The 21,911-nt window shown below is 32.4% G+C and carries 16 protein-coding genes; 8 read left to right on the forward strand and 8 right to left on the reverse strand.

The genetic code is table 11. The features are described from left to right. Window positions 1–2: 2 nt before the first annotated feature. The gene (locus OA93_RS16935) at window positions 3–4,382 is read right to left on the reverse strand and encodes a CusA/CzcA family heavy metal efflux RND transporter (RefSeq protein ID WP_039114690.1); all 4,380 of its coding nucleotides are present in this window, start codon (window positions 4,380–4,382) and stop codon (window positions 3–5) included. 85 nt (window positions 4,383–4,467) lie between these two features. Further along, complete coding sequence (locus OA93_RS24210; RefSeq protein WP_240474748.1) at window positions 4,468–4,770, reverse strand: hypothetical protein; 303 nt, start codon at window positions 4,768–4,770, stop codon at window positions 4,468–4,470. A 495-nt stretch (window positions 4,771–5,265) separates the two neighbouring features. Here OA93_RS24210 and OA93_RS16945 point away from each other — a divergent pair, with 495 nt between their 5' ends. The 5 genes from OA93_RS16945 to OA93_RS16965 all read left to right on the forward strand — a co-directional run bounded on the left by OA93_RS16945 (window position 5,266) and on the right by OA93_RS16965 (window position 9,785). Then, window positions 5,266–5,721, forward strand: a complete 456-nt coding sequence (locus tag OA93_RS16945; protein WP_039114692.1) for a hypothetical protein — start codon at window positions 5,266–5,268, stop codon at window positions 5,719–5,721. Next, complete coding sequence (locus OA93_RS16950; protein ID WP_039114694.1) at window positions 5,711–7,597, forward strand: GMC family oxidoreductase; 1,887 nt, start codon at window positions 5,711–5,713, stop codon at window positions 7,595–7,597. The genes OA93_RS16945 and OA93_RS16950 overlap by 11 nt, the downstream gene beginning before the upstream one ends. 7 nt (window positions 7,598–7,604) lie before the next feature. After that, window positions 7,605–8,834 (forward strand): ferritin-like protein, encoded by a 1,230-nt coding sequence (locus OA93_RS16955; RefSeq protein WP_052259502.1) that lies wholly within the window; start codon window positions 7,605–7,607, stop codon window positions 8,832–8,834. 51 nt (window positions 8,835–8,885) lie between these two features. Beyond that, window positions 8,886–9,242: an antibiotic biosynthesis monooxygenase gene (locus OA93_RS16960; protein ID WP_039114696.1), complete on the forward strand. Its 357-nt coding sequence runs from the start codon at window positions 8,886–8,888 to the stop codon at window positions 9,240–9,242. 366 nt (window positions 9,243–9,608) lie between these two features. Further along, complete coding sequence (locus tag OA93_RS16965) at window positions 9,609–9,785, forward strand: histone H1 (protein ID WP_035625350.1); 177 nt, start codon at window positions 9,609–9,611, stop codon at window positions 9,783–9,785. Between the two features lie 89 nt (window positions 9,786–9,874). Here the strand turns inward: OA93_RS16965 and OA93_RS16970 are convergent, their stop codons facing one another. From OA93_RS16970 to OA93_RS16995, 6 genes are all read right to left on the reverse strand, one after another. Continuing rightward, a complete protein-coding gene (locus OA93_RS16970) occupies window positions 9,875–10,858 on the reverse strand; it encodes an LLM class oxidoreductase (RefSeq protein WP_039114699.1) in 984 nt (327 codons plus the stop codon). A gap of 178 nt (window positions 10,859–11,036) precedes the next feature. Continuing rightward, the gene (locus OA93_RS16975) at window positions 11,037–11,336 is read right to left on the reverse strand and encodes a helix-turn-helix domain-containing protein (protein WP_035628022.1); all 300 of its coding nucleotides are present in this window, start codon (window positions 11,334–11,336) and stop codon (window positions 11,037–11,039) included. Between the two features lie 250 nt (window positions 11,337–11,586). Then, entirely contained in the window at window positions 11,587–11,958 is a 372-nt protein-coding gene (locus tag OA93_RS16980) for a YegP family protein (protein WP_052259503.1), read from the reverse strand. Between the two features lie 36 nt (window positions 11,959–11,994). After that, window positions 11,995–13,218, reverse strand: coding sequence for a PAS domain-containing sensor histidine kinase (locus OA93_RS16985; RefSeq protein WP_052259504.1), 1,224 nt, complete (start codon window positions 13,216–13,218; stop codon window positions 11,995–11,997). Between the two features lie 529 nt (window positions 13,219–13,747). Next, window positions 13,748–14,395, reverse strand: coding sequence for a response regulator transcription factor (locus tag OA93_RS16990; protein ID WP_039114701.1), 648 nt, complete (start codon window positions 14,393–14,395; stop codon window positions 13,748–13,750). Window positions 14,396–14,468: 73 nt separating this feature from the next. Next, window positions 14,469–16,109 (reverse strand): HAMP domain-containing sensor histidine kinase, encoded by a 1,641-nt coding sequence (locus tag OA93_RS16995; protein WP_131474497.1) that lies wholly within the window; start codon window positions 16,107–16,109, stop codon window positions 14,469–14,471. An 815-nt stretch (window positions 16,110–16,924) separates the two neighbouring features. Here OA93_RS16995 and OA93_RS17000 point away from each other — a divergent pair. The 3 genes from OA93_RS17000 to OA93_RS17010 all read left to right on the forward strand — a co-directional run bounded on the left by OA93_RS17000 (window position 16,925) and on the right by OA93_RS17010 (window position 21,894). After that, complete coding sequence (locus OA93_RS17000; protein WP_039114705.1) at window positions 16,925–17,482, forward strand: GNAT family N-acetyltransferase; 558 nt, start codon at window positions 16,925–16,927, stop codon at window positions 17,480–17,482. Between the two features lie 147 nt (window positions 17,483–17,629). Continuing rightward, entirely contained in the window at window positions 17,630–19,192 is a 1,563-nt protein-coding gene (locus OA93_RS17005; protein WP_039114706.1) for a histidine kinase, read from the forward strand. 104 nt (window positions 19,193–19,296) lie between these two features. Further along, entirely contained in the window at window positions 19,297–21,894 is a 2,598-nt protein-coding gene (locus OA93_RS17010; protein WP_052259505.1) for a zinc-dependent metalloprotease, read from the forward strand. The last annotated feature ends 17 nt before the right edge of the window (window positions 21,895–21,911 follow it).

The raw sequence follows: 21,911 nt of genomic DNA on the forward strand, positions 1-21,911 counted from the left end.
TATTATAAATTATTAATGGTTTGCAGATTAATTATGGCTTTATTATAATCATTAATCCTGTCTAGATATTCACTTTTTATTGTAATTGCTTGGTTTACCACCAATACCCATTGTAGATAATCAATATCTCCATTTTCTAACTGACTATTGGCAGCATCAATTATAGTCGATGCATTTTTAAGCCCATCATTCTCATAATAATTAAGACTTTCTTTATACTTCTCTACCTCACTTATAGCATTCGAAATATCCGTTTTCACTTCAATTTTTGCTGCTTCTGCCATTGTTTTATACGTTTCGTATTCTGTTTTAGCAGCTTTATTTCGTGCTGATTGACTTGTATAAAACAACGGAATAGATAATCCCAGATTTACATAACTAAATCTATGGCTGCTATCATAATATACTTCTTGCCCAGCATCATTGGTTTGAGCACCTATTATACTCAAATTATTATATCCCAATGTAATATCTGGTAGCATCTTAGCTTGTTCTGTTTTCCATTTCCATTTTGCAGTTTCGGCAATATGATTGGACAGTTTTATTTGTGGCAACTCTGCCGAATTTGATTTTTCGTTTAACGAAACATTAAATTCATTCTTGATATTAGTTGCTGTTGGAACATGAATTATACTATCCTGAAGAACAGCATTAAAAGATCGTATTGTTATATCTATATCCCTGTTTACCATTGTAAGTTGGTTGGTATAGAATTGCCTTGCCGATTGAGAAGCGCTTTTTTCAAGCACATTTGTTTCTCCGGCTCTATAACGCAAATCCGATTTCTGTTCCATTAATCTGTAAATAGAATCAGCATAAGCCAATAGTTCTTTTTTACTATTTAGCCAGATATAGGAATAAAATAGATTCCTCACATTCGATTTAATTTGTTGTGCCGTTAACTGAGATTCAGCTTTGGCAGCATTATAACCTTCTTTTAAAGCCTTTCTCTGATTGCTATAAACAGTTGGGAAAGCAAATGTTTGGCTAATGCCGAAACGAGTGTCGTTAAGACCACTGTTAAACTGCCCATAATCTGCATCTAAAGCTGTTTTCGGAATATCAAAAGCCGATTTTTGGAGTTGTTCTTTTGATTTTTCGTTCAGTTGTGCCGATTTCACTCTTTTGTTATTCTGAATCGCAATAGACAATGATTCATCAAGAGATATAGGTCGTTGTTGTGCCTGAACCGAAGCTGTAATTAATAAACCAACAAGTAATAATGTCAATTTATCGATTTTATGTTTCTTCATTTTTTTAGTAAATACTTTGGTATGATATGTCATTAAATAAATAGACGGAAGCACGAACAACGTAAGTAAAGTTGCCGTTATTAATCCTCCTATAACTACTGTTGCAAGTGGACGTTGAACCTCTGCACCTGCACCATTACTTAAAGCCATTGGCAAGAAGCCTAACGATGCTACAGCGGCTGTCATTAATACAGGACGCAACCTGTTTTTTGTTCCTGTAATGATAATTTGAAACGGATCAGTTATTTCGCCCAGCTTCTGTATTCGGTTAAACTCCGATATCAAAACAATTCCGTTAAGTACTGCTACTCCAAATAATGCAATGAAACCAACACCTGCAGATATACTAAAAGGCATATCACGCAATGCAAGTCCAAATACCCCACCAATTGCCGATAAAGGAATTGCTGTAAATATTATAATTCCTTCTTTAAGAGATCTAAATGCAAAATATAGCAATGCCAGAATCATAAATAATGCAGCTGGTACAGCAACACCAAGACGAGATTTTGCTTGTTGTAAGTTTTCAAAAGTTCCTCCGTAAGTGATATAATATCCTGGATCAAATTTTATCTGCGCATTTACCTTTTTCTGTAATTCTTCTACAATCGATTCTACATCTCGTCCTCTAACGTTAAAACCAACAATGATTCTTCTTTTAGCATCTTCTCGTTGTATTTGGTTTGGACCTTCAACTTCTTTTACCGATGCAACTTGATAAAGCGGAATTTGCATTCCTGATGGTGTTGCGATTAATAGATTACGTACATCAGATATATCTTTTCGTCCGCTCGCTTCTACCCTAACAACCATATCAAATCGTTTTTCACCTTCATAAATACTACCAGCAACTGCACCTGCAAAAGCTGCATTTACGGTTTGGTTAATGTCAGAAACATAGATTCCGTATTTAGCCATTTCGGCCCAATCATAATCTATAACGATTTGTGGCATTCCTGTAACTTTCTCCACATATAGATCTGTCGCCCCTTCTACAGTTTTACCAATATTGCCTAATTTCTCGGCATATTCAGCAAGTTTATCAAGATCTTCTCCATAAATTTTACATACAACGTCTTGTTTTGCACCAGTCATAAGTTCATTAAAACGCATTTGAACAGGAAATTGAAAACCAGTCGTAACTCCGGGAGCAACTTGTTTTACTGTTTCGGTCATTTTATCTGCCAGTTCTGGGAAAGATGAAGCACTTGTCCACTCCGATTTATCTTTTAAAACAATAATCATATCCCCGCCTTCTATTGGCATTGGATCCGTAGGAATCTCGGCACTACCAATTCTCGATACTACTTTTTCAACTTCGGGATAATTACTTTTAAGAGCAGCCGAAATTTTCTGAATTGTTTCTGTAGTTGTCGATAAATTTGTTCCTAGTAGTAAACGTGTTTCTACGGCAAAATCTCCTTCTTCTAGTTGTGGTATAAACTCACCACCCATTCGTGTAAACAAAAACATTGCAATACCAAATAAAACAAATGCCGAGATAACGATAGATTTTCTTACTCGTAAAGCTTTAGTTAGCCAGTTTTCATAATATGATTCTAACCTTGCCATAATTCGGTCGGAAAGATTAGGTTTATGGTTTACTTTCTTACTTATAAATAAAGAACTAACCATTGGCACATAGGTAAGCGATAAGATAAATGCTCCTAAAATGGCAAAAGCAACGGTTTGCGCCATTGGTTTAAACATTTTACCTTCTATTCCCTCTAATGATAATATAGGAAGATATACTATAAGGATAATTATTTGTCCAAATACTGCCGCATTCATCATACGCCCAGCTGAACTAGCAACTTCTTTGTCCATTTCTGGTTGCGAAACACTATCGACATTTTTGTACTTTTTAGTGCTGTGCATATGGTGTAATATGGCCTCGACTATAATTACAGCACCATCGACTATTAAACCAAAATCAAGAGCGCCAAGACTCATTAAATTTCCGCTTACGCCAAAGGTATTCATCATGATAATAGCAAATAACATTGCTAATGGGATCACCGATGCTACAATAAATCCTGCACGCAGATTACCTAAAAACAGCACCAATACCAAGACAACAATCAATGCACCTTCGATAAGATTTTTTTGAACTGTACCAATAGCATTATCAACCATTTTAGTACGGTCTAGAAAAGGTTCTATTTTTAAACCTTCTGGTAAGATTTTTTCTATTTCGGCAACGCGTTTTTTTACATCTACGATAACATTATTTGCGTTTTCACCTTTAAGCATCATAACAATTCCACCTACAGATTCTCCAAGATCATCTGTGGTTAAAGCTCCATAACGTATTGCCGAAGACATTTTTACATCGGCAATATCTTTTATAAGAATTGGAGTTCCTGCTTGGGTATTTTTTACAATAATATTCTGGATATCACTTATATTCTTGGTAAGACCAACGCTTCGGATATAAAGTACTGTTGGGCCTTTCTCGATATAAGCTCCTCCTGTATTCTCATTATTACTACTTAAAGCTGTAAATACCTCTTTAATAGTAAGACTTTGGGCTTTTAATCGTGCAGGGTTTACGGCAATTTCATATTGTTTTAATTTCCCTCCAAAAGTAGCTACATCGGCAATTCCGGGAGTTCCTAAAAGTTGTCTTCGAATTGTCCAATCCTGAATTGTTCGTAAATCCTCAAGAGAATACTTGGCTTCGTAACCCGGTTGTGGTTTTACAACATATTGGTATATTTCGCCCAATCCTGTTGTTGCAGGAGCCATTTCGGGTTTACTAGCATTTTTGTCTATTTCTACTTTTTGCAAACGTTCGGCAACCTGCTGACGCGCCCAATACACATCTGTATCATCATCAAAAACAATTGTTATTAACGAAAGTCCGAAACGCGAAATACTGCGGCTTTCTTTAAGCTGCGGAATATTACTTATCGCCTGTTCTATCGGGAATGTTATAAGACGCTCTACATCTTCGGCTCCTAAGGATGGAGCGGTTGTAATAATTTGTACCTGATTGTTTGTGATGTCTGGTACAGCATCTATTGGTAAACGACTAACTTCATACACGCCATAAATAATCCATAGCAATGTAAAGACGCCAATTACCAGTTTATTCTTAACTGAGAATTGTATTATCTTATTAAGCATAATTTGATTTAATTTTTAGATATAATAATGCTATAGCTGAGACATATAAATGTCTTAACTACAATAAAAAATTTGAAAAATTAAATTATGCTATAGGAGGTCTAAATACCGAAAATAAGGCAGGGTTAGAATACAGGTTGGATGTATAAGGAATAATAGCAGACTCTTTAAGTCCCGTATTAAAAGGTATATAAATGGTGTGTTTATCTGTAGGTATAAATACAAGCTGTAATGAATAACCACTTATATTTTTAAAAGGAAGTTGCATATCGCGATCACCATCATTATCGTTTAAATCATCGCCCCAATAATGCATGGCCAAAAAATCAATAAAACTTACATTTCCTATTTGCTGATGTTCCTTAAAGTGCTCAAGTAATACAGGCAATTTATAAAATTGCTGAAAGAAGCCAATGTTAGACGCTATTAAGAAGATGAATATGTAAGGAATAACTTTTCGCACTTCACAAATTTACTTTTTATGGCAAGACAATCCCAATTTTAAATTGGGTCTAAGCCATTTTTATTGATTTAAAGAGAGAAGTAAAATGCAATTTATTTTATTTCATTAATACGAGTAAAACATTAAACTATTTTCAATTAATAAGCACTTTTCGTTTATTATAAATAAATATAAGATAAAACCTAACAACCTGTTAATAAGATAACTCTTAAGGCTAATTATTGCTGCATCAATAAAGTAGCTATATAAAAAAAACAGGTAAAAACACGTATTGCTACACTATCTCCTTTATATACTTTAGCTATACAAACGTATTGATTATCAGTTATTTATAATCATTCTGCGTAAGTAAAAATCAAAAAAATAATGTAATAGAAACCTAAATTATTAATTAACACCTAAATCCCCCAAACCAATCTTATGGAACCTATCCCCTATTCTAAACTTTTTTTAGAAGCTTCGGCATTACTTACCGGTTTTAGTAAAACAGAACTTAAGTCTACTGGAATGCAGGAAAGTTATTACAATACCATTCTTAAAAATATAAATAAAGAAGACGTTGATTACTTCTTTATCGATTTTAATAAACTACTCATCGATTCTAAACAGAACCCAAAAGTTATCGAACATGCACTGGCTACACAGTTTATGCCTACATCTTCTTATGGCAATCTAGCTCAAAGTATAATTGTTCTTTGGTATACAGGAAATTGGAACGGGAATGTAGTATCATCAGCTTCATACATACAAGGTTTAATGTGGGATGCGATACATGCACACCCGCCTGGAGCTAAACAACCAGGCTATGGTTCATGGTCAGATCTTCCTCTTTCAGTTAAACAATCAACTGCTAAAAAAGTTTCAAATGGAAAATAATAGTTATGATGTGGTAATTGTTGGATCTGGAATAGCTGGATCAATAGTGGCAAAATTGCTCACCAATGCAGGAAAAAAAGTATTGATGCTCGAAGCTGGATTAACAGCAGGTATAGCTATGGATCAGGAAGCTAATTACAAAAATTATCAAGACTATCTTACTACTTTTTATACTGCTTCCGCAAAAGTACCAAACTCACCTTATCCCGATGTAAAAGATGCACAATCTATAAATGTATTAGACTTACAGGTGATGCAAAAAAACAAGCCATCTACTAATGGGTATTTAGTACAAATGGGACCATTGCCTTTTGCAAGCGACTGTACCCGTGCTCCTGGTGGTACGACTTTACACTGGTTAGGTACAACACTCCGAATGTTACCGAATGATTTTAAAATGAAATCAAAATATGGTGTTGCTGTAGATTGGCCTATTAAATATGAAGATATGAACCGTTACTACGAAATGGCCGAAAATGAAATTGGTGTTTCTGGAGATGTAAAGGATCAAAACTATCCTATTGAGCAAAAAAGTATCTATAATAAGGATTACGTACTTCCTATGAAAGGCATCCCGATAAGTTATCTCGATAAAGTAATGACTGATGTAATAGACAAAAACAGTAAAATTATACTTAATGATAAAGCATACAAATTGTATTGCATTAGTACGCCACAAGGTCGAAATTCTATTCCTAATACAGATTATGATATTGATGGTGTAGCTTGGAATCCGGGTACGAAGAAACTGGATATAACCCGAAACAAATCAAAAGTAGATTATAATCCTGTGGGGTCAAACTGGGATCCTTATACTGGGCAACGTTGCGAAGGTAATGCAAGCTGCGTTCCTATTTGTCCTGTACAAGCTAAGTATAACGCATTAAAAACGCTTAGAAAGTGTGATATGGGAAATCTCTCCATCAAAACACAAGCTGTAGCTTCCCGATTATTAATAAACGAAACTTCTAACTGGATAAACGGTGTAGAATATAAAAAATATGTAAACGGTAACTCTAGTAAATACGAAACATTTACTGCCAAAGGAACAATATATGTAATGGCTGCTAGTGCTATAGAAAACGCCAAATTACTACTTGCTTCTGGTGCTGCCAATAGTAGTGATCAGGTAGGTCGTAACTTAATGGATCACATGACGGTATTACGATGGGGACTTGCCAAAGAACCTATTTATCCGTATCGCGGTCCGGGCTCTACTACCAATATTCCAACATTTCGTGATGGAGAATTTCGTAAAGACCATGCCGCATGGATATTACCATTGGATAACTGGGGTTGGGCATGGCCTACATTTTCTCCAGGATCAGATGTAAGTGAGGCTGTTAGCGAAGGTGCATTTGGTAAAAAACTACGTGATAGAATCGAAGATCGTGTTACCCGACAATTCTTTACTCACTTTGAATGCGAACAAGCTCCCGACCCAAACAATCGTGTAACAATTGATCCTGTATACAAGGATAATATCGATAATTACAGACCCGTTATTCACTACAACGCAACGGAGTATATGCTAAAAGCTTTTGAGGCATCAGAAATTGTTTCTGAGCAATTGTTTGATCAATGTGGTATTAAAGATTTTACAAAGTACAAACCCGGAGTAGACCCTGATTATGTAACCTATAAAGGCAAAGGATACAGTTTTGCAGGTGCTGGACATATTGTAGGAACTCACCGCATGGGATTTACTAAGCAAGACTCTGTAGTAGATACAGATATGCGTACCTGGGATCATGAAAACCTTTTTCTTGTGGGCTGTGGCAATATGCCTACTCTAGGCACCTCCAACCCTACTCTAACAATGTCTGCCCTGACTTTTAAAGCCGCAGAAGCTATTCTTAAACAACTTGAACAATAATTAAATCATGGAAAATAATTTCTTTCAAAAAAATAATCCGAAGCGTCAGAAACTAATCAAGCCTCTCACCCATTTGGACACGCCACAAGAAATCGCAAACTCGATTGCTCTACAAGGCGACGCTTTGCAAATTCAAGATCTTCCTGTTCAGCTAAAAATGTCTCAGGATGATGTAATGAACTATATCAAAGATATAAAACATCTTCAGCGATGCCTTAGGACTGCATTGCAACTAGAACTTTCGACAATACCACCTTATCTATGCGGACTTTACACCATAAAAGAGGGGAGCAATGTCGAGGCTGCTGCGCTAATACGAAGCGTAGTTGTAGAGGAAATGTTGCACATGATATTAGTATCTAATATTCTTAATGCAATCACTGATCCTAAAAGTATAAAAAAAGGTGAAAAACTTTTTAATGTAAAAGATATCATCCCTTCCTACCCTACTTTTTTGCCCGGAGATATTCGACCAGTTGTTCCCGAAGGAGCACCAGCATTTAAAGTACACTTGCTTAAATTTTCTAAAGAAGCATTAGAAGAATTTTCTACGATCGAAAGACCATCGGATCCTAATGCGCCAATTACAAAGAATTTTGATAGTATAGGACAATTTTATGAAGCCATACGATATGGTTTAGAACGCCTGAACCGAGAATCGGAAGGCAAAATATTTAAAGGAGATCCTAAACGCCAGATAACTCCTGAGCATTATTATGGTAGTGGTGGTAAGATTACAAAAGTTACAAACTATGAAGAGGCTGAAGAAGCCATTGATGAAATCGTTGGTCAAGGCGAAGGTATAGACGGAACTATTGCTACAGATCATGTGATGTTTGGAGAAGATATTGAATATGCACATTACTTCAAGTTTCAGGAAATAAGTTATGGGCGTATGTATAGTGCCAATGATACTAATTTTCAGATGCCAGTAAGAAGCGTACCTACAGGCCGCCCGTTTACCGTAAGTTGGTCATCGGTTTATAATATGAAAGCAAATCCTAAAATGAAAGATTATAAAGATAATCCCGAACTATTACAAAAAGCCATTGATTTTAATAAAGTATATGTAACCCTGCTTAATAATATAAATGATGCTGTAAGCGGTAATCCCGATTTACTAATAAAAGGTATTGCGGTAATGTATGACCTTAAATATAAAGCTTTGGAATTATTAAATATTCCGTTAGCAAATGGAGAATGTGCAGGACCAACATTTGAATATGTAGAAGTATAATCTCTTTAAACTAATATTTTAATTCATCTATAAACTAAATACAAACCAATTATGTATTATCCCCTAATCGCAAAATGGACCATTTTACCCGGAAATGAAGTTAAAGCAACTGCAGCTTTAAAAAAACTTGCTCAGGATGTAAATGAAAAAGAACCCGAAACATTATTGTATATGGTACATATTCCTAATTTTAATGAAAAAAGTTTACCCACGCCTCCAGCTGGCGAAGTTGTATTCTGGGAAATCTACGAAAATCAAGATGCATTTTTTAAACATGTAGAAGGGCCAATATTTAAAGAATTTGTAAAGACATACGGCGGCTTATTCTTAAATGATTTTAATGAACGAGTATTTATGATTACAGAAGTCTTGACCCAGATTGAGGGATTTAGCCGAAAAGCTTTTTAAACTCATAATCTACCAATGAGATTAATCCCTTTTGAGTATGCTGTAGAGGTGCCGTAAAGTCTGGAATTGTTGCAGGAATAGAAATGAACGTGAAAAAATCATTTAGCAAAAAACATTCAAATGTGCTGTACAGCCTATTGGCTGACATAATTAGATGATTCCTGACCTTTTTTTGTAAAAAAAATCACCCTATTAATTGAAAAAAAACTTCGTTTTTAGTGTAATTTTAAGCTATTATTATGTTTTAAAGTCCCTAAAACATTAGGATTGTGTGCTTTGAAAAAAAATAATGATTTTAACAGCAAATTATTTAGTACTTACGAACAAAATTTTACTTTTGCGCCTTAATTAAATAAAAGCATTATCATGAACGACTTATTCGCCAAAATTACAACTGAATTCGAAACATTCAAAAATGAATATGAGTCTTTAATGGACAAAGGTGTGAAAGCAGCTGGACCAAGAGCTCGTAAATCAACTTTAGAATTAGAGAAATTATTAAAAGAATTTAGAAAAGTTTCTGTAGAAGAATCTAAAAAATAAATTTATTCTCAAGTTAAAAAGCCCTCCTGAATTTGATTCTGGAGGGCTTTCTTTTTTACTACAACACTGTAATTATATTCTATTAATATTTAACTATTTAGTGATGGAAAGTGAGGCAAGACTTCCTCTGCCAGTTCATCAATAATTTCTGGTATTGGTCGTTTACTGAACTGAATACCTAATGCTGCATGATTTACACCAGCTTCTTGCCATTCTGACAATAAATCGATAAGTCCTAATCTTCCTGTTTTTAGTACAAATCCTCCTCTTAGTGGTGTTCTGGGGAAATATGGATCTTCATCCAACTCAATCCATTCGTTAGTCATATGTGGTTTGAATTGCTGGTTCGGAATAAGTTCTCTCCAAGCATTTATTTTTTCGCCCAAGCGAATCGTATCATTTTTATGAGCTGTAGCTCCTGGATATGTAATCCAGCCATCGCTATTATTTGCTATCCATTCTAATGATTGCTGACTTGATCCAGTAACAAAAGCCGGAATGGATTTTGCCACAGGTTTAGGAAGCAGATCTACACCATTTAGATAAGCTAATTCAGAATTTATTTTAGGGAATGATTCTTGGCTTATTTGACGGAATTCTTGTAATATTTGCCTAAAACGTTCCCCACGTTTTTCAAAAGGCAGTCCGAATGCAGGAAATTCGGCAGCACGATCACCAGAACCAACTCCGAGGATTAATCTGTTATTTGATAATTGATCCAAAGATGCAGTAATTTTAGCCAAGGCGATTGGATGCCAAAAAGGCAATACAATACTTCCTGTACCTAAAGCTACATTTTTGGTTTGTCCCGCAAGGTATGAGAGATAAGTAAATGCATCATATACCTGACCAGCATCGCCAAAACTAGGATCAAACAATGGAATATCTCGTACCCAGATAGCGCCAAAATTCTTTTCGTCAATTTGTTTGATATAGCTAGTGTGATTATTAAAGATTGTAAGATCTCCAGCATAAAGATCTAGTGGCAAAAAAAGACCTATTGTTAATTTGTTTGGAGCATAAATGCGGTTGAATGCTTTGTGATTTTCGAAAGTTCTTATTGAATTTTCCATATTAATGTAATTTTAATGTTTGTGAGCTTTTGCAAAATTATTTTCAATATTCTTATATTATTAGATATCTAGAATTATAGATATTATATAGTTTAAAAAAAAGAACTTATAAGTTCTTTCCTCTGTTATTTTAAATCAACATCCTAAAATATTCTTTTTGTTATTATAAAAACAAAAATTATAAGGCTTGTTTAATGTAATCTCCTAATTCCTGGATTTTTTCTTCATTACGTTTGTAGTAAGTCCATTGCCCTTCTCTCACTGATTTTAGTAAGCCGGCACTAACCATTGACGATAGATACGATGATGTTGTAGATTGAGAAATACCTGCTTTTTTTTGTATAACACTCATACATACCCCATAATCCTTTACCTCTGGTTCTATATCCTCAATTGCAAAATGAGCATGCGGATCCTTTAACCATGATAAAATGAGTATACGATGCTCATTAGACAACATTTTAAACAATTCAATCATATCTAGATATCTATAATTATCGATACAAAGGAACAAATAAATACTTTTACTATCAAAAAAATTAACCCAAAATCTATATCATATTTTATTACTGTAACAATTTAGAATCCCTTTTATCTGTTTTACTAACTTTTTATTAGTCATTAAATCAAAGCGAGATTTGTAATATTATAAACCAAAAGCCCTCAAAAATTAAATTCTGGAGGACTTTCTTTTTTACTACAAGTAACTATGTTTATTCTATTTTAAATCAACATGCTATCGATTCAGAATTTATATTTTTTTCTGATAATTTTGATTGATCTTCTGTAATTGCATGAAGTGCTTTTTCTTTTAAAAATTCAATTCCCTGATCGCGCGAAATTCTATCATCGTACATTTTACTCATTCCGATAATTTTTCCGTTAAAGGCCTTTAAGTTGAAATAAACCTTATTATCAGAAATTGTTTTTTTGTAAAACTTTGTGCTGTCTTGTGAATTTGTTTTTACAGATTCAATTCCTTTCTCGCACATAAATTTTCTTGTGTATCCGCTGCTTCTTAAAAGTATCTCTCCTTCTTTATTTATAAATTCAAACTGAAACTCATCATTTGTATTTTTTGTAATTACAAATTTCTCCATTTTTAAAACTATTATCTATTATATATTCTATTCTTTTTAATCATTGAATGTCACTGTAAACGTACTTCCCACCCCAACTTCACTTGCGACGTTTACAGCTCCATTCATTGATTCAATCTGGTTTTTTGTTATATACAAACCTATTCCGTGTGCATCTTCATGTTTATGGAATGTTTTATACATGTCAAACAACAAATCCCCGTGTTTTTTTAAATCTATTCCCAAACCATTATCAGTTATAGTAAATGTTTTTTTGCCATTTTCTATAAAGAAATTAAATTCAATTATTAAAGCTCTTTCCGGATCAGCATACTTAATAGCATTGGTGCAAAAATTCAATAAGACGCTTTCCAGATAAGCCGGATTAAAATTAATTGTAGCTTCTTCTGGGATGTTATTTATAATTGTACCAAAATTTTTGTATTTGTATGCACTTACTATATCAAGTACTTTCTTTAAATATGAATTTAAGTTTAATGGTTTTACAATAATATTTTGGTTATTCTGAATATTTACAATTTGAGATAAATCGGCAATTGTATTATTCAAATCATTCGATACGGTTCTTAAATAACTAAATGCTTCACTGTTTTCCATGCCTTTATTTTCGGCATCGATCATATCCAAAAGCAATTTTAAATTCCCTGCATGCGAGTTTAAATTGTGTGCCACTATATGAGAAAAGTTCAATAACTGGCTATTCTTTTCACTGTATAGCTTCATTGTTTTTACCAACTCCAATTCTTTTTCTTTCTGAGTAGTAATATCAGTATGAGTACCTATTACTCTTAATGGCTTTCCTTTATAATCACGCTCTATAACTTCTCCTCTATCTAAAATCCATTTGTATTTTCCGCTAGAGGTTAATACTCTATGAAAATTTTCATAAAACGGAGTCTTATTATCAAAATGCTCATTTATAGTAGCGTAATATTCTTCCAGATCATCTGGATGTACAATTTCATCCCAACGTTCTGGATTATCAAAAATATCAGTAGAATTTATTTCCAGGATTTTAAAAGATTGTGACGAATAATAAACAGTATTCGTTTTTAAATCCCAATCCCAAACACCCGTGTTTGAAGCTTCCAGAGCAAATTGAAATCTTTCTTCCAGTACTTTGAATTTCAATTCCTGAGCTCTCAACTCTTTTATATTCGAAACCTTACTATAAAACATACGGTTTCCGTCCTCACGAAATTTTGAAGGGAAGCTATTCATAGCTCTATAACCATCCTTATTGTAAATATCAAACATCATATCTCTTCGCTACTAAATTCATCGACAATAAAACAAAAAAGAAATTATCTCTTAATGTCCTTCACAAAGATACTAGCAATGAAATCAATAGTTTATAGTACATCGTACCACTTTATATAGAACTTGTACTACATGATTATGGGCATTAAACACAAAGGCTCGCAAAACTATTGATGAAGCTTTGCGAGCCTTTCTCTAATTGCGGTTAATTCAGCATACTAAAAAACAGATTATAGATGCAGATTACGCAGACGCACTGCGGTGCGTCTCTACACCAATTGAAACACATACAAAATACAATCCATCCATTTACACACGATACTTTGCGCTCTTTGCGGTTAACTCTAAGCTAGATCATAGTTTTTTTTACCGCAAAACACACAAATTTTTTATAAGTAAGATTCTATAAAATCGCGGAGTTCGCTAAGCTTTGTATTCTTTATTTTTTAAGACAAAAAAAGCGGAGCTTAAATGGCTCCGCTTTTTAAAATATTTGTACTTAATAAGAGAATAGTACTTATGCTTCTATTTATTTCTCATCATAATAGAGATGAAAAAGCTTTATTAGTTCGGCTAGATTATCTACTTCCAGTTTTTCGAAAATCCTGTTTTTATAAGTACTCACAGTAGTTTTCTTTATTTTTAAAATTTCCAGAATTTCCAGATTACCGTACCCTTTCACAAATAAGCGTGCTACTTCCATTTCTCTATTCGATAATACTTCTAATGGATTTGTTGGTTTCTTAGTAATATAAGAATCCAGAATTCTGTCTTTAATATTCTGGGTCATGTATTTCCCTGAAGAAATCATTGTATTTATCGCCAATTTCATTTCGTCTTCAGAACTTTCTTTGGTTAAATACCCCGATGCCCCAGCATTTAAATATCGCATGGCATAAATATTCTCCTCTAGAGCCGAGAATATTAATATTTTGACCTCTGGCTGAATTGCCTTAATTTCTGCCAATATATTCAAGCTATTACCATCTGGGAAGTTTACATCCAAAATCAATAAATCTATTTTAACCTCTTTTAATATTTTAAAAGTATCGTTAAAAGTAGCTGCCTTATAAACCATAGCGTTCAAGAATAGTTCTTTAACAATTAAAGTCACCCCTTGACGTACTACGACATGGTCGTCGGCAATTAAAAAACTATAACTATTTGATGAATTCATTGTTTATAAATTAAATTATTATAAACCCGTTTATACTTCTAAAATACGAAAACTGTATTTATTCTGTTTTATTTTAAACTGGGCTTAATATCAAATTAAATACAACTTTTGTGCCTTTTCCTTCTTCGCTTTCAATTTTGATTTCTCCATCAAACAATTCGACTATTTCTTTGCATAAATTAAGACCTAAACCTACTCCTAAATCATTGATTTTGTTAGATACAGCTCCTTGGTAATATAATTCGAAAATATTTTTTAAATCATGCTCTGGAATACCTGCTCCATTATCCTGAATTTCTATTTTTAAATTATACTCATAATCCGAACTATTATCAAGATCAATCCCTATAGATATGAGTCCGTTTTCGGTAAACTTATTTGCATTACCCACGATATTATAAAAAAGCTGATGAATTTTTGTAGCATCAGAGTACACTTCGTAATCGGAATTTAAATTAGAATTTAACTTAATCTTATTCCCTTTGCTTTCTACCAGTGAAGACAAAGAATCGATAATTTGATTTATTTCTGATTTTAAATGAAAATTTTTATTCTTTAGCTTAAGCTCATGATTTTCTTCTTTTGAATATTCTAAAATCTGATTCGATAATAAAATCAAAGAATTAGTCGTAAACTGAATCGATTTGAACGTATTCTTTATTTCAACATCTTTTATAGAAGAACTGATCTTCTTACTATACATAGAAATTATACTTAAAGGTGATCTTATCTCATGGCTAATCATTCCCATGATTCTATTCTTAAAGTTTAAACTCTGGCGTATTTGGTTCTGAGCGATTGTTAATCTTTTTTCATACTCAAAAGCCATTCTGGTAAAACTAAAAAGTATGATTGAAACGATAAGCATCACAATTATTAATATCAATAATGTATAATTCCTAACCGTTATATTTGATTTGTACTGATCCTGTAATTTTTTCTGAGAATCTGCCTGTAGCGTATTAATAGGATTTGTATAGTTAGGCAATATCGTAGCGCTTAAATTTAATAATTTGCTATTAAGCTCTGTCAATTTTAAATCTTGATCTCTTAAACTTGAAAATGATTTCTTTAAATTATTAAACTGGTTTTCATAGTATTTATTGGTCGTTACAAATACATTTTTTATTTGATCCTCGATACTACCAGAAATAAGTTTATCATTGTATTTCATAGTTACAACAATCTTTAATTGCTCTTTCTGAATGTCCATTTTACCAGCGAGCGCATCTCCCAATCTCGAGAAAAGTCCTTTTTTGGATACGCTATCAATTTTCATATAAGAATCCGTTTTAATACTATCCAGGATTTTCTTGTATTCAAACTTTTTAAAGTCTAATAAACTCGCTGCTTCTTTGTTATTTGGATTAGTTTGAAGCGCAATAATGGAGTCAATGGTAGATCGCAAAGCCAGAACATCCGATTCGGACTTGCTTTTCTCCATTAACAATTGTTTAAACTCCTGATTATTTGCAGTAACAGCGCTTAGTTTATCAACCAATTCACCAGTCTTATTTATTGATTCAGCGTATTCTTTTAAAGAGGCTTCGTCTTTATTACTTATATAATTATTATAGTGCTTTTGGGAATTAATAAACGAATCGTTAACCTCATTCGTAAGTTGTTTTACACTGCCTAAATAGTTTATCGAATCAAAAATCTTCGATACTTTGGCTTCATTAGTCGATTCGTTATACCATATTATAACTGCCATGATTTGTAAAAGGATTACAAATGCCAGCAAAGTATAATGAATTACTTTTCTATGTTCGAATTTTAGTTTTGTAAAACCAAATGTATTTTTTGTCAAGTTCTCTTTAGTCAAAATTTATACTGTATTAAGGTTAAAAAATGAACTAATAAAAATATTAACTCATAATAACTGCTTTGATATAGGTTCTGAAGTAGTATATGTACTACATTTTTTAAATAGTTATTGTTTTTAAAATATTAAAATCTGTGTTACCAATTAAAGATAAAATAGGTTTAATTGGTGTCAATGTTTTTTTTGAAAAAAAATTAATACTAAACTAAAACAAGAACACGCATTTAAAAGAGATTTGGGGAAGTCTTTTAACTAAATATAAAAACCAATATGTTCATACAATTTACATATTTTAATTATTTTTTAGAAATATATTTTCTTTTTTTATGAAAGAATATTTTGCAAAAATAACTTGCTAGAATTTATCAATATGTAGAACATCGGATAGTCATACTCTAGAACTTGTTCTACAAGTTAGCGATTTTTATTATACAAATATAAGTTTTAATATAAATGTGAATCGCAAAAATCGAGTTTGTTGCCTTTATATAATCAAACTTAATGATTCTTAAATCACTTACAGAGTTGTAAAAACAACTATTAGTTTAGATTATTTGTACAATTCTGTTGATTGAATTTTATTACATAATCACCAATAAAAGTCGATTTAGATGAAAAATCCAAAATAAAACTTAATATATGTGTCTGATTTTGGTATATATGCAAGATTAAGGTATTTTTGCAAAAACGAAAATGAAAAGGTGATGATTATAAGAAAAGCAACTATAAAGGATTCCGAAAGTATTGCAACCTATTTACTATTAGCAATGGAGGATATCGTTTATAAATTTATTGGTGAAGAAAACTACAATAAAGCAAAAGACTTTTTGCTACACTTTATAGCAAAGGAAAATAATCAATACTCTTATCAAAATTGTTTTGTTGCCGTAGATGACAACGAGATTGTTGCTGCTGTAAATATATATGATGGTGCAAAATTAAACCTACTAAGAGAACCTATCGTACAATACGTTAGAACTCATTACAACAAAAATTTTAATCCTGAAGACGAAACTCAAAAAGGAGAATATTATATTGACACGTTAGGAGTTGATCCTAAGTGCCAGGGAAAAGGTATTGGATCTAAAATTTTACAGTTTTTGATTGATGAATATGTAAATAAAAATCAACAAACTTTAGGATTACTTGTAGATGAAGCAAATCCTCATGCTAAAAAATTATACTTAAAACTAGGTTTTAAACCTGTTGGGAACAAAACCCTGATTGGAAAGAAAATGGAGCACCTCCAGATAAAAGGCTAAACAATAGATAGATTTAGCTGATATATTGATAAATACGTTTTATAAACCCCTAATAAGACGAAGAAGAAAAGAATTATCTTTGCAAAAAATTAATAATACCACATTATAATAAGGACTTTTATATTCCTTATTTTTTAAAGAATACCATTGAATTTTAAATTAAAAAATAGCCTTTCTGGGCGTAACTTCTTTATTTTAGGAATTGTTTTCGTAGTCGTTACATTGCTTTCTATTTATATATTAAGTAGTTTAATAACACAAATATCCGAAAAATCAAATTCTACCAACGCGCTACGTAGCTTTATAAAAAAGCAAGAAGTTCTAGCGTTGGAGTTTTCACGTTTTCTTGAAATCGAGAAAGAAATAAAGCAGATTATTAAAATTAGCACTCCTAATAATTTATCAAATAATTTAAACGTTTTAAGTACAATACATGCCAATCAGAATCTTGTAAAAAACAATTGGTTCCAGATAAACAATGGAAAAATAGAATTTAGAACCTCTAATAAGAACGCTGATTTAAGAACGGATATCAGTGATTTCATTGCTAAAAACGGTGATAAAGATAAATTTAATTGTATCCTTAAAGATGGACAAAACATTTTTTGGCGTATTTATTTTAAAGCTAATGCAGCAAATGGCGAAGTAGTACGCTATGGTTATGATATTGATTTAAAAGCATTGCGATTCTATTTTTCAACCGTAGATCAATTGGCAGAAAATTATGCTTTTGTATTTGATAAAGAAGGAACTATACTTTATCACCCCGAAATTAAATTTATAAAGCAGAATGTTTTTAAAATAACCGATGTAGTACCATCAGATACAATCTTTATTCCTAAGATAGATTTCACAAAAAAAATAGGCCTTTCTGAATATTTAAAATTAGACATTGTTAGATACACAAAACGTTTAAATGTAGCAGGTACAAATTGGTACGTTTGTGTCAATTTCCCAGAAAACATTGCAAATGAAGATGTAGATGCTATAAAAAAATATGCGTCATTAATTTACTTTATAACTACAGCAATCTTACTTATATTCTTTTATTTATTTGCGCTTTTTACCCGCAAAAGCTTTCAGGAAAAAGAAGACCTAGCCAAAGAAAAAAATAAATTAAGTTTAGAAAATGAAAAGATAAAGAAAGAAAAAGCATTGATTCAGTTGCACCAATTAAAGGAGCAAATTAATCCTCATTTTTTATTTAATTCCCTGAATTCCCTTTATATGCTTATTGAAAGTAATACTGGTGTAGCACGCAAGTTTACTTTAAATCTTTCTAAAATTTATCGGTATTTAATAAATCCCCCTGAGCAAAATATTGTTACGCTAAAAGAAGAACTTCTATTTATCGAGAAGTATATCTTTTTACAACAAACCAGATATAAAGACGAATTTAACTTTATGATAACAATCGAAGACAATAGTGTTTTATCAAAAAAAGTACCCTACTTAGCTTTTCAGATTGCGATAGAAAACGCTATCAAACACAACATTGCTTCAGATGAAAATCCGTTAAATATAACAATTACCATCCAGGAAAATAAGGTGGTCATTACCAATAATCTAAACGAAAAACAAAACTTCGGGAAGGAGTCTAAGTTTGGTCATAAGTACTTACAAAGTATTTACAACTACTATTCTAAAACCGATTTTGAGACGTTTAAAAGAGACGGTTTTTTTGTCTGTATTTTACCCTTAATTGAATAAAAAAAGCATTCACTCCCGAAAAAAAGCCACTCACTCCATTTTGTTTTTTTTAACGTAATGGATGCAATATTTTAGGCGAAAAATTAACCTAAACTTAACTTCAAATGAGGGAAAAGGCATTATTGAAATATTTAAAAAACACATTTATTCTACTATTATTAATTAATAGTACTACAATTATTGCGCAGAAAAAAGATAAAAAAAGTAAAGAAAACAAAACTGAACAAGCAAAGGATTCTACAAGCAACAAAAAAGGAAAAAAATATGATGATCTTTTAAAAGGCGCAACCGTTAAAAAAGGATTATTTAACATTATACAAGCTAAAACTGATCTTTATCTAGAAATAAATGATTCTCTTTTTCAGAGAGAATTTCTTGTGGTAAATAAGATTTCTAATGTCCCAATGCAAGTTAATGAGGCTGGATTAAATAAAGGAATGAATTATGAAAACAAGATCATAACTTTTCATAAAGATCTTATTGCCAAAAAGGTATGGGTAAAATCATCTGTTCCTAATGTTTCATCTCCAGTAGGTGATGCAATAACGGCATCTGTAAATAATAACTTCTCTGAGTCTATTATAGAAGTTTTTGATATCGAGACAAAAAACAATGATTCGACTTCGATTGTAATCAAAGCAAATAAAGTTTTTGACGGAAAACAAAAAAGTTTCAATGATGTTTTAAGCAACATTGGCTTTGGTGGATCTGTAAAATCGGAACTATCATATATAGAATACGCAAAATCGTTCCCAAAAAATATAGTTGTTAAGTCGCAACTTACTACTTCTGTAAGCGAAGGTGGTGGTCCTGCCCTATCGGTTACAATTGGGGTAACTAGTAACATTATATTATTAGACAAAGTTCCTATGCAACCTCGTTTTTCGGATAGACGTGTTGGGTATTTTACCGAAAAGCACTGGTATTTTAGCGATGATCAGCATGCAATGCGTGAGAAAGAATTAATAACACGATGGAGATTAGAGCCTAAAAAAGAAGATATCGAGAAGTACCGTAAAGGAGAATTGGTTGAACCAAAAAAACAAATCGTTTACTATATCGACCCTTCGACACCTAAACAATGGCGTTCTTATATTATAGAAGGTGTTCGTGACTGGCAAATAGCTTTTGAAAAAGCAGGTTTTAAAAATGCTGTTATTGCAAAAGAGCCTACTGCTGAAGATACCGATTTTGATATCGACGATGTACGTTACTCGGTTATTACTTATGTAGCTTCTCCAAAATCGAATGCGATGGGACCTGCAGTTGTAGATCCTAGAAGTGGTGAAATAATCGAATCAGACATTATATGGTGGCATAACGTTATGACATCTTTGCACAGCTGGATGCGTATACAAACAGGTATTATTGATCCTAAAGCCAGAGGAAACAAATTTAGCGACGAACATATGGGAGAAGCTATCCGTTTTGTATCCTCTCATGAAGTAGGACATACTTTTGGTTTAAAACACAATATGGGTTCTTCATTTGCTTATGATGTAGAATCGCTACGTTCTAAAGATTTCACAGCAAAAATGGGTGGAACTGCTCCATCAATCATGGATTATGCTCGTTACAATTATATTGCTCAACCAGAAGATCACGTAGAGGCTATTACACCAAAAATTGGTGAGTATGATAAATACGCTATCGAATGGGGATACAGATGGTATGGTGACGAAAAAGAAGAGCACACGGCTTTAAATGGTCTTATCTCTAAACATCAAAATGATCCTCTTTATTTTTATGGAGAACAACAAGACGAAATAATTGACCCACGTTCTCAATCAGAAGATTTAGGAAATGATGCAATGAAAGCGAGTGAGTACGGACTTAAAAACTTAAAACGTGTTGTAAATAATATCCTTGACTGGACGTATGATAAAGATGAATCTTACTACGAGACTGGTAAACTTTATATTGGTACTATTGGTCAATGGCAACTTTATAACAGACATGTATTAAGCAATCTTGGAGGTATTTATCTTAATACAACTGTACACGGAGATAACAAAGCTAGTTATGTAGCTGTTCCTGCTACTATCCAGAAAAGAGCTGTAGCGTATTTATTAAAAAACAGTATTGCAATTCCTGAATGGTTGTTTTTTAACCCAATTCTGGATAAAACAAATGCATTAAAAGATTCTCCACTTGGTCCTTATGAGTATACACCTTATACCCTGGCGAGAGAATTACAATACAGTACTTTATATAGTATGCTTAGTGATGATCGTTTGTTACGAATTACCGAAAATGAATTGTATCAGCGTAATGAAGCTAAAGAAAACGTATTTACTGTAACGCAATTATTTAAAACATTACGTCAGAATATTTTTGCTCCAACGATCCAAAATAAATCATTAACGATTATGGAACGTATGACACAAAAGAATTATATCGATGTGCTTATTGTTTCTACAAACAAACTTTTTGAGAAAACAGACGGCAAAAAGATAATCGAAATACAAGATAATTTAAACATGCCTCATTTATGTAATCAGCTAGATGAATCAAGAATGGCACGTAATATCAATCAATCTTCTCTTAAAAGAGTTTCGGAAGTTACATCTGATAAAAAAGGAGAATTAAAACAAATTTTACAATTATTAAGAACTAAGAAAAATATTGGAAATCAGGAAACACAAAACCATTATTTTGATTTGATTCAACGAATAGAGAAAGCTTTAAATACCACACTATAAATCTTTTATCCTAATTA

It is taken from the genome of Flavobacterium sp. KMS (genome assembly GCF_000813005.1).
In the GTDB taxonomy this organism is placed as follows: domain Bacteria; phylum Bacteroidota; class Bacteroidia; order Flavobacteriales; family Flavobacteriaceae; genus Flavobacterium.

What these genes read in the sequence shown, in the direction of transcription:
- OA93_RS16935 (WP_039114690.1), bottom strand. Translation starts at nt 4,382, where the DNA reads ATGCTTAATAAGATAATACAATTCTCAGTTAAGAATAAACTGGTAATT.
- OA93_RS16945 (WP_039114692.1), top strand. Translation starts at nt 5,266, where the DNA reads ATGGAACCTATCCCCTATTCTAAACTTTTTTTAGAAGCTTCGGCATTA.
- OA93_RS16950 (WP_039114694.1), top strand. Translation starts at nt 5,711, where the DNA reads ATGGAAAATAATAGTTATGATGTGGTAATTGTTGGATCTGGAATAGCT.
- OA93_RS16955 (WP_052259502.1), top strand. Translation starts at nt 7,605, where the DNA reads ATGGAAAATAATTTCTTTCAAAAAAATAATCCGAAGCGTCAGAAACTA.
- OA93_RS16960 (WP_039114696.1), top strand. Translation starts at nt 8,886, where the DNA reads ATGTATTATCCCCTAATCGCAAAATGGACCATTTTACCCGGAAATGAA.
- OA93_RS16965 (WP_035625350.1), top strand. Translation starts at nt 9,609, where the DNA reads ATGAACGACTTATTCGCCAAAATTACAACTGAATTCGAAACATTCAAA.
- OA93_RS16970 (WP_039114699.1), bottom strand. Translation starts at nt 10,858, where the DNA reads ATGGAAAATTCAATAAGAACTTTCGAAAATCACAAAGCATTCAACCGC.
- OA93_RS16975 (WP_035628022.1), bottom strand. Translation starts at nt 11,336, where the DNA reads ATGATTGAATTGTTTAAAATGTTGTCTAATGAGCATCGTATACTCATT.
- OA93_RS16980 (WP_052259503.1), bottom strand. Translation starts at nt 11,958, where the DNA reads ATGGAGAAATTTGTAATTACAAAAAATACAAATGATGAGTTTCAGTTT.
- OA93_RS16985 (WP_052259504.1), bottom strand. Translation starts at nt 13,218, where the DNA reads ATGATGTTTGATATTTACAATAAGGATGGTTATAGAGCTATGAATAGC.
- OA93_RS16990 (WP_039114701.1), bottom strand. Translation starts at nt 14,395, where the DNA reads ATGAATTCATCAAATAGTTATAGTTTTTTAATTGCCGACGACCATGTC.
- OA93_RS16995 (WP_131474497.1), bottom strand. Translation starts at nt 16,109, where the DNA reads ATGGCAGTTATAATATGGTATAACGAATCGACTAATGAAGCCAAAGTA.
- OA93_RS17000 (WP_039114705.1), top strand. Translation starts at nt 16,925, where the DNA reads ATGATTATAAGAAAAGCAACTATAAAGGATTCCGAAAGTATTGCAACC.
- OA93_RS17010 (WP_052259505.1), top strand. Translation starts at nt 19,297, where the DNA reads ATGAGGGAAAAGGCATTATTGAAATATTTAAAAAACACATTTATTCTA.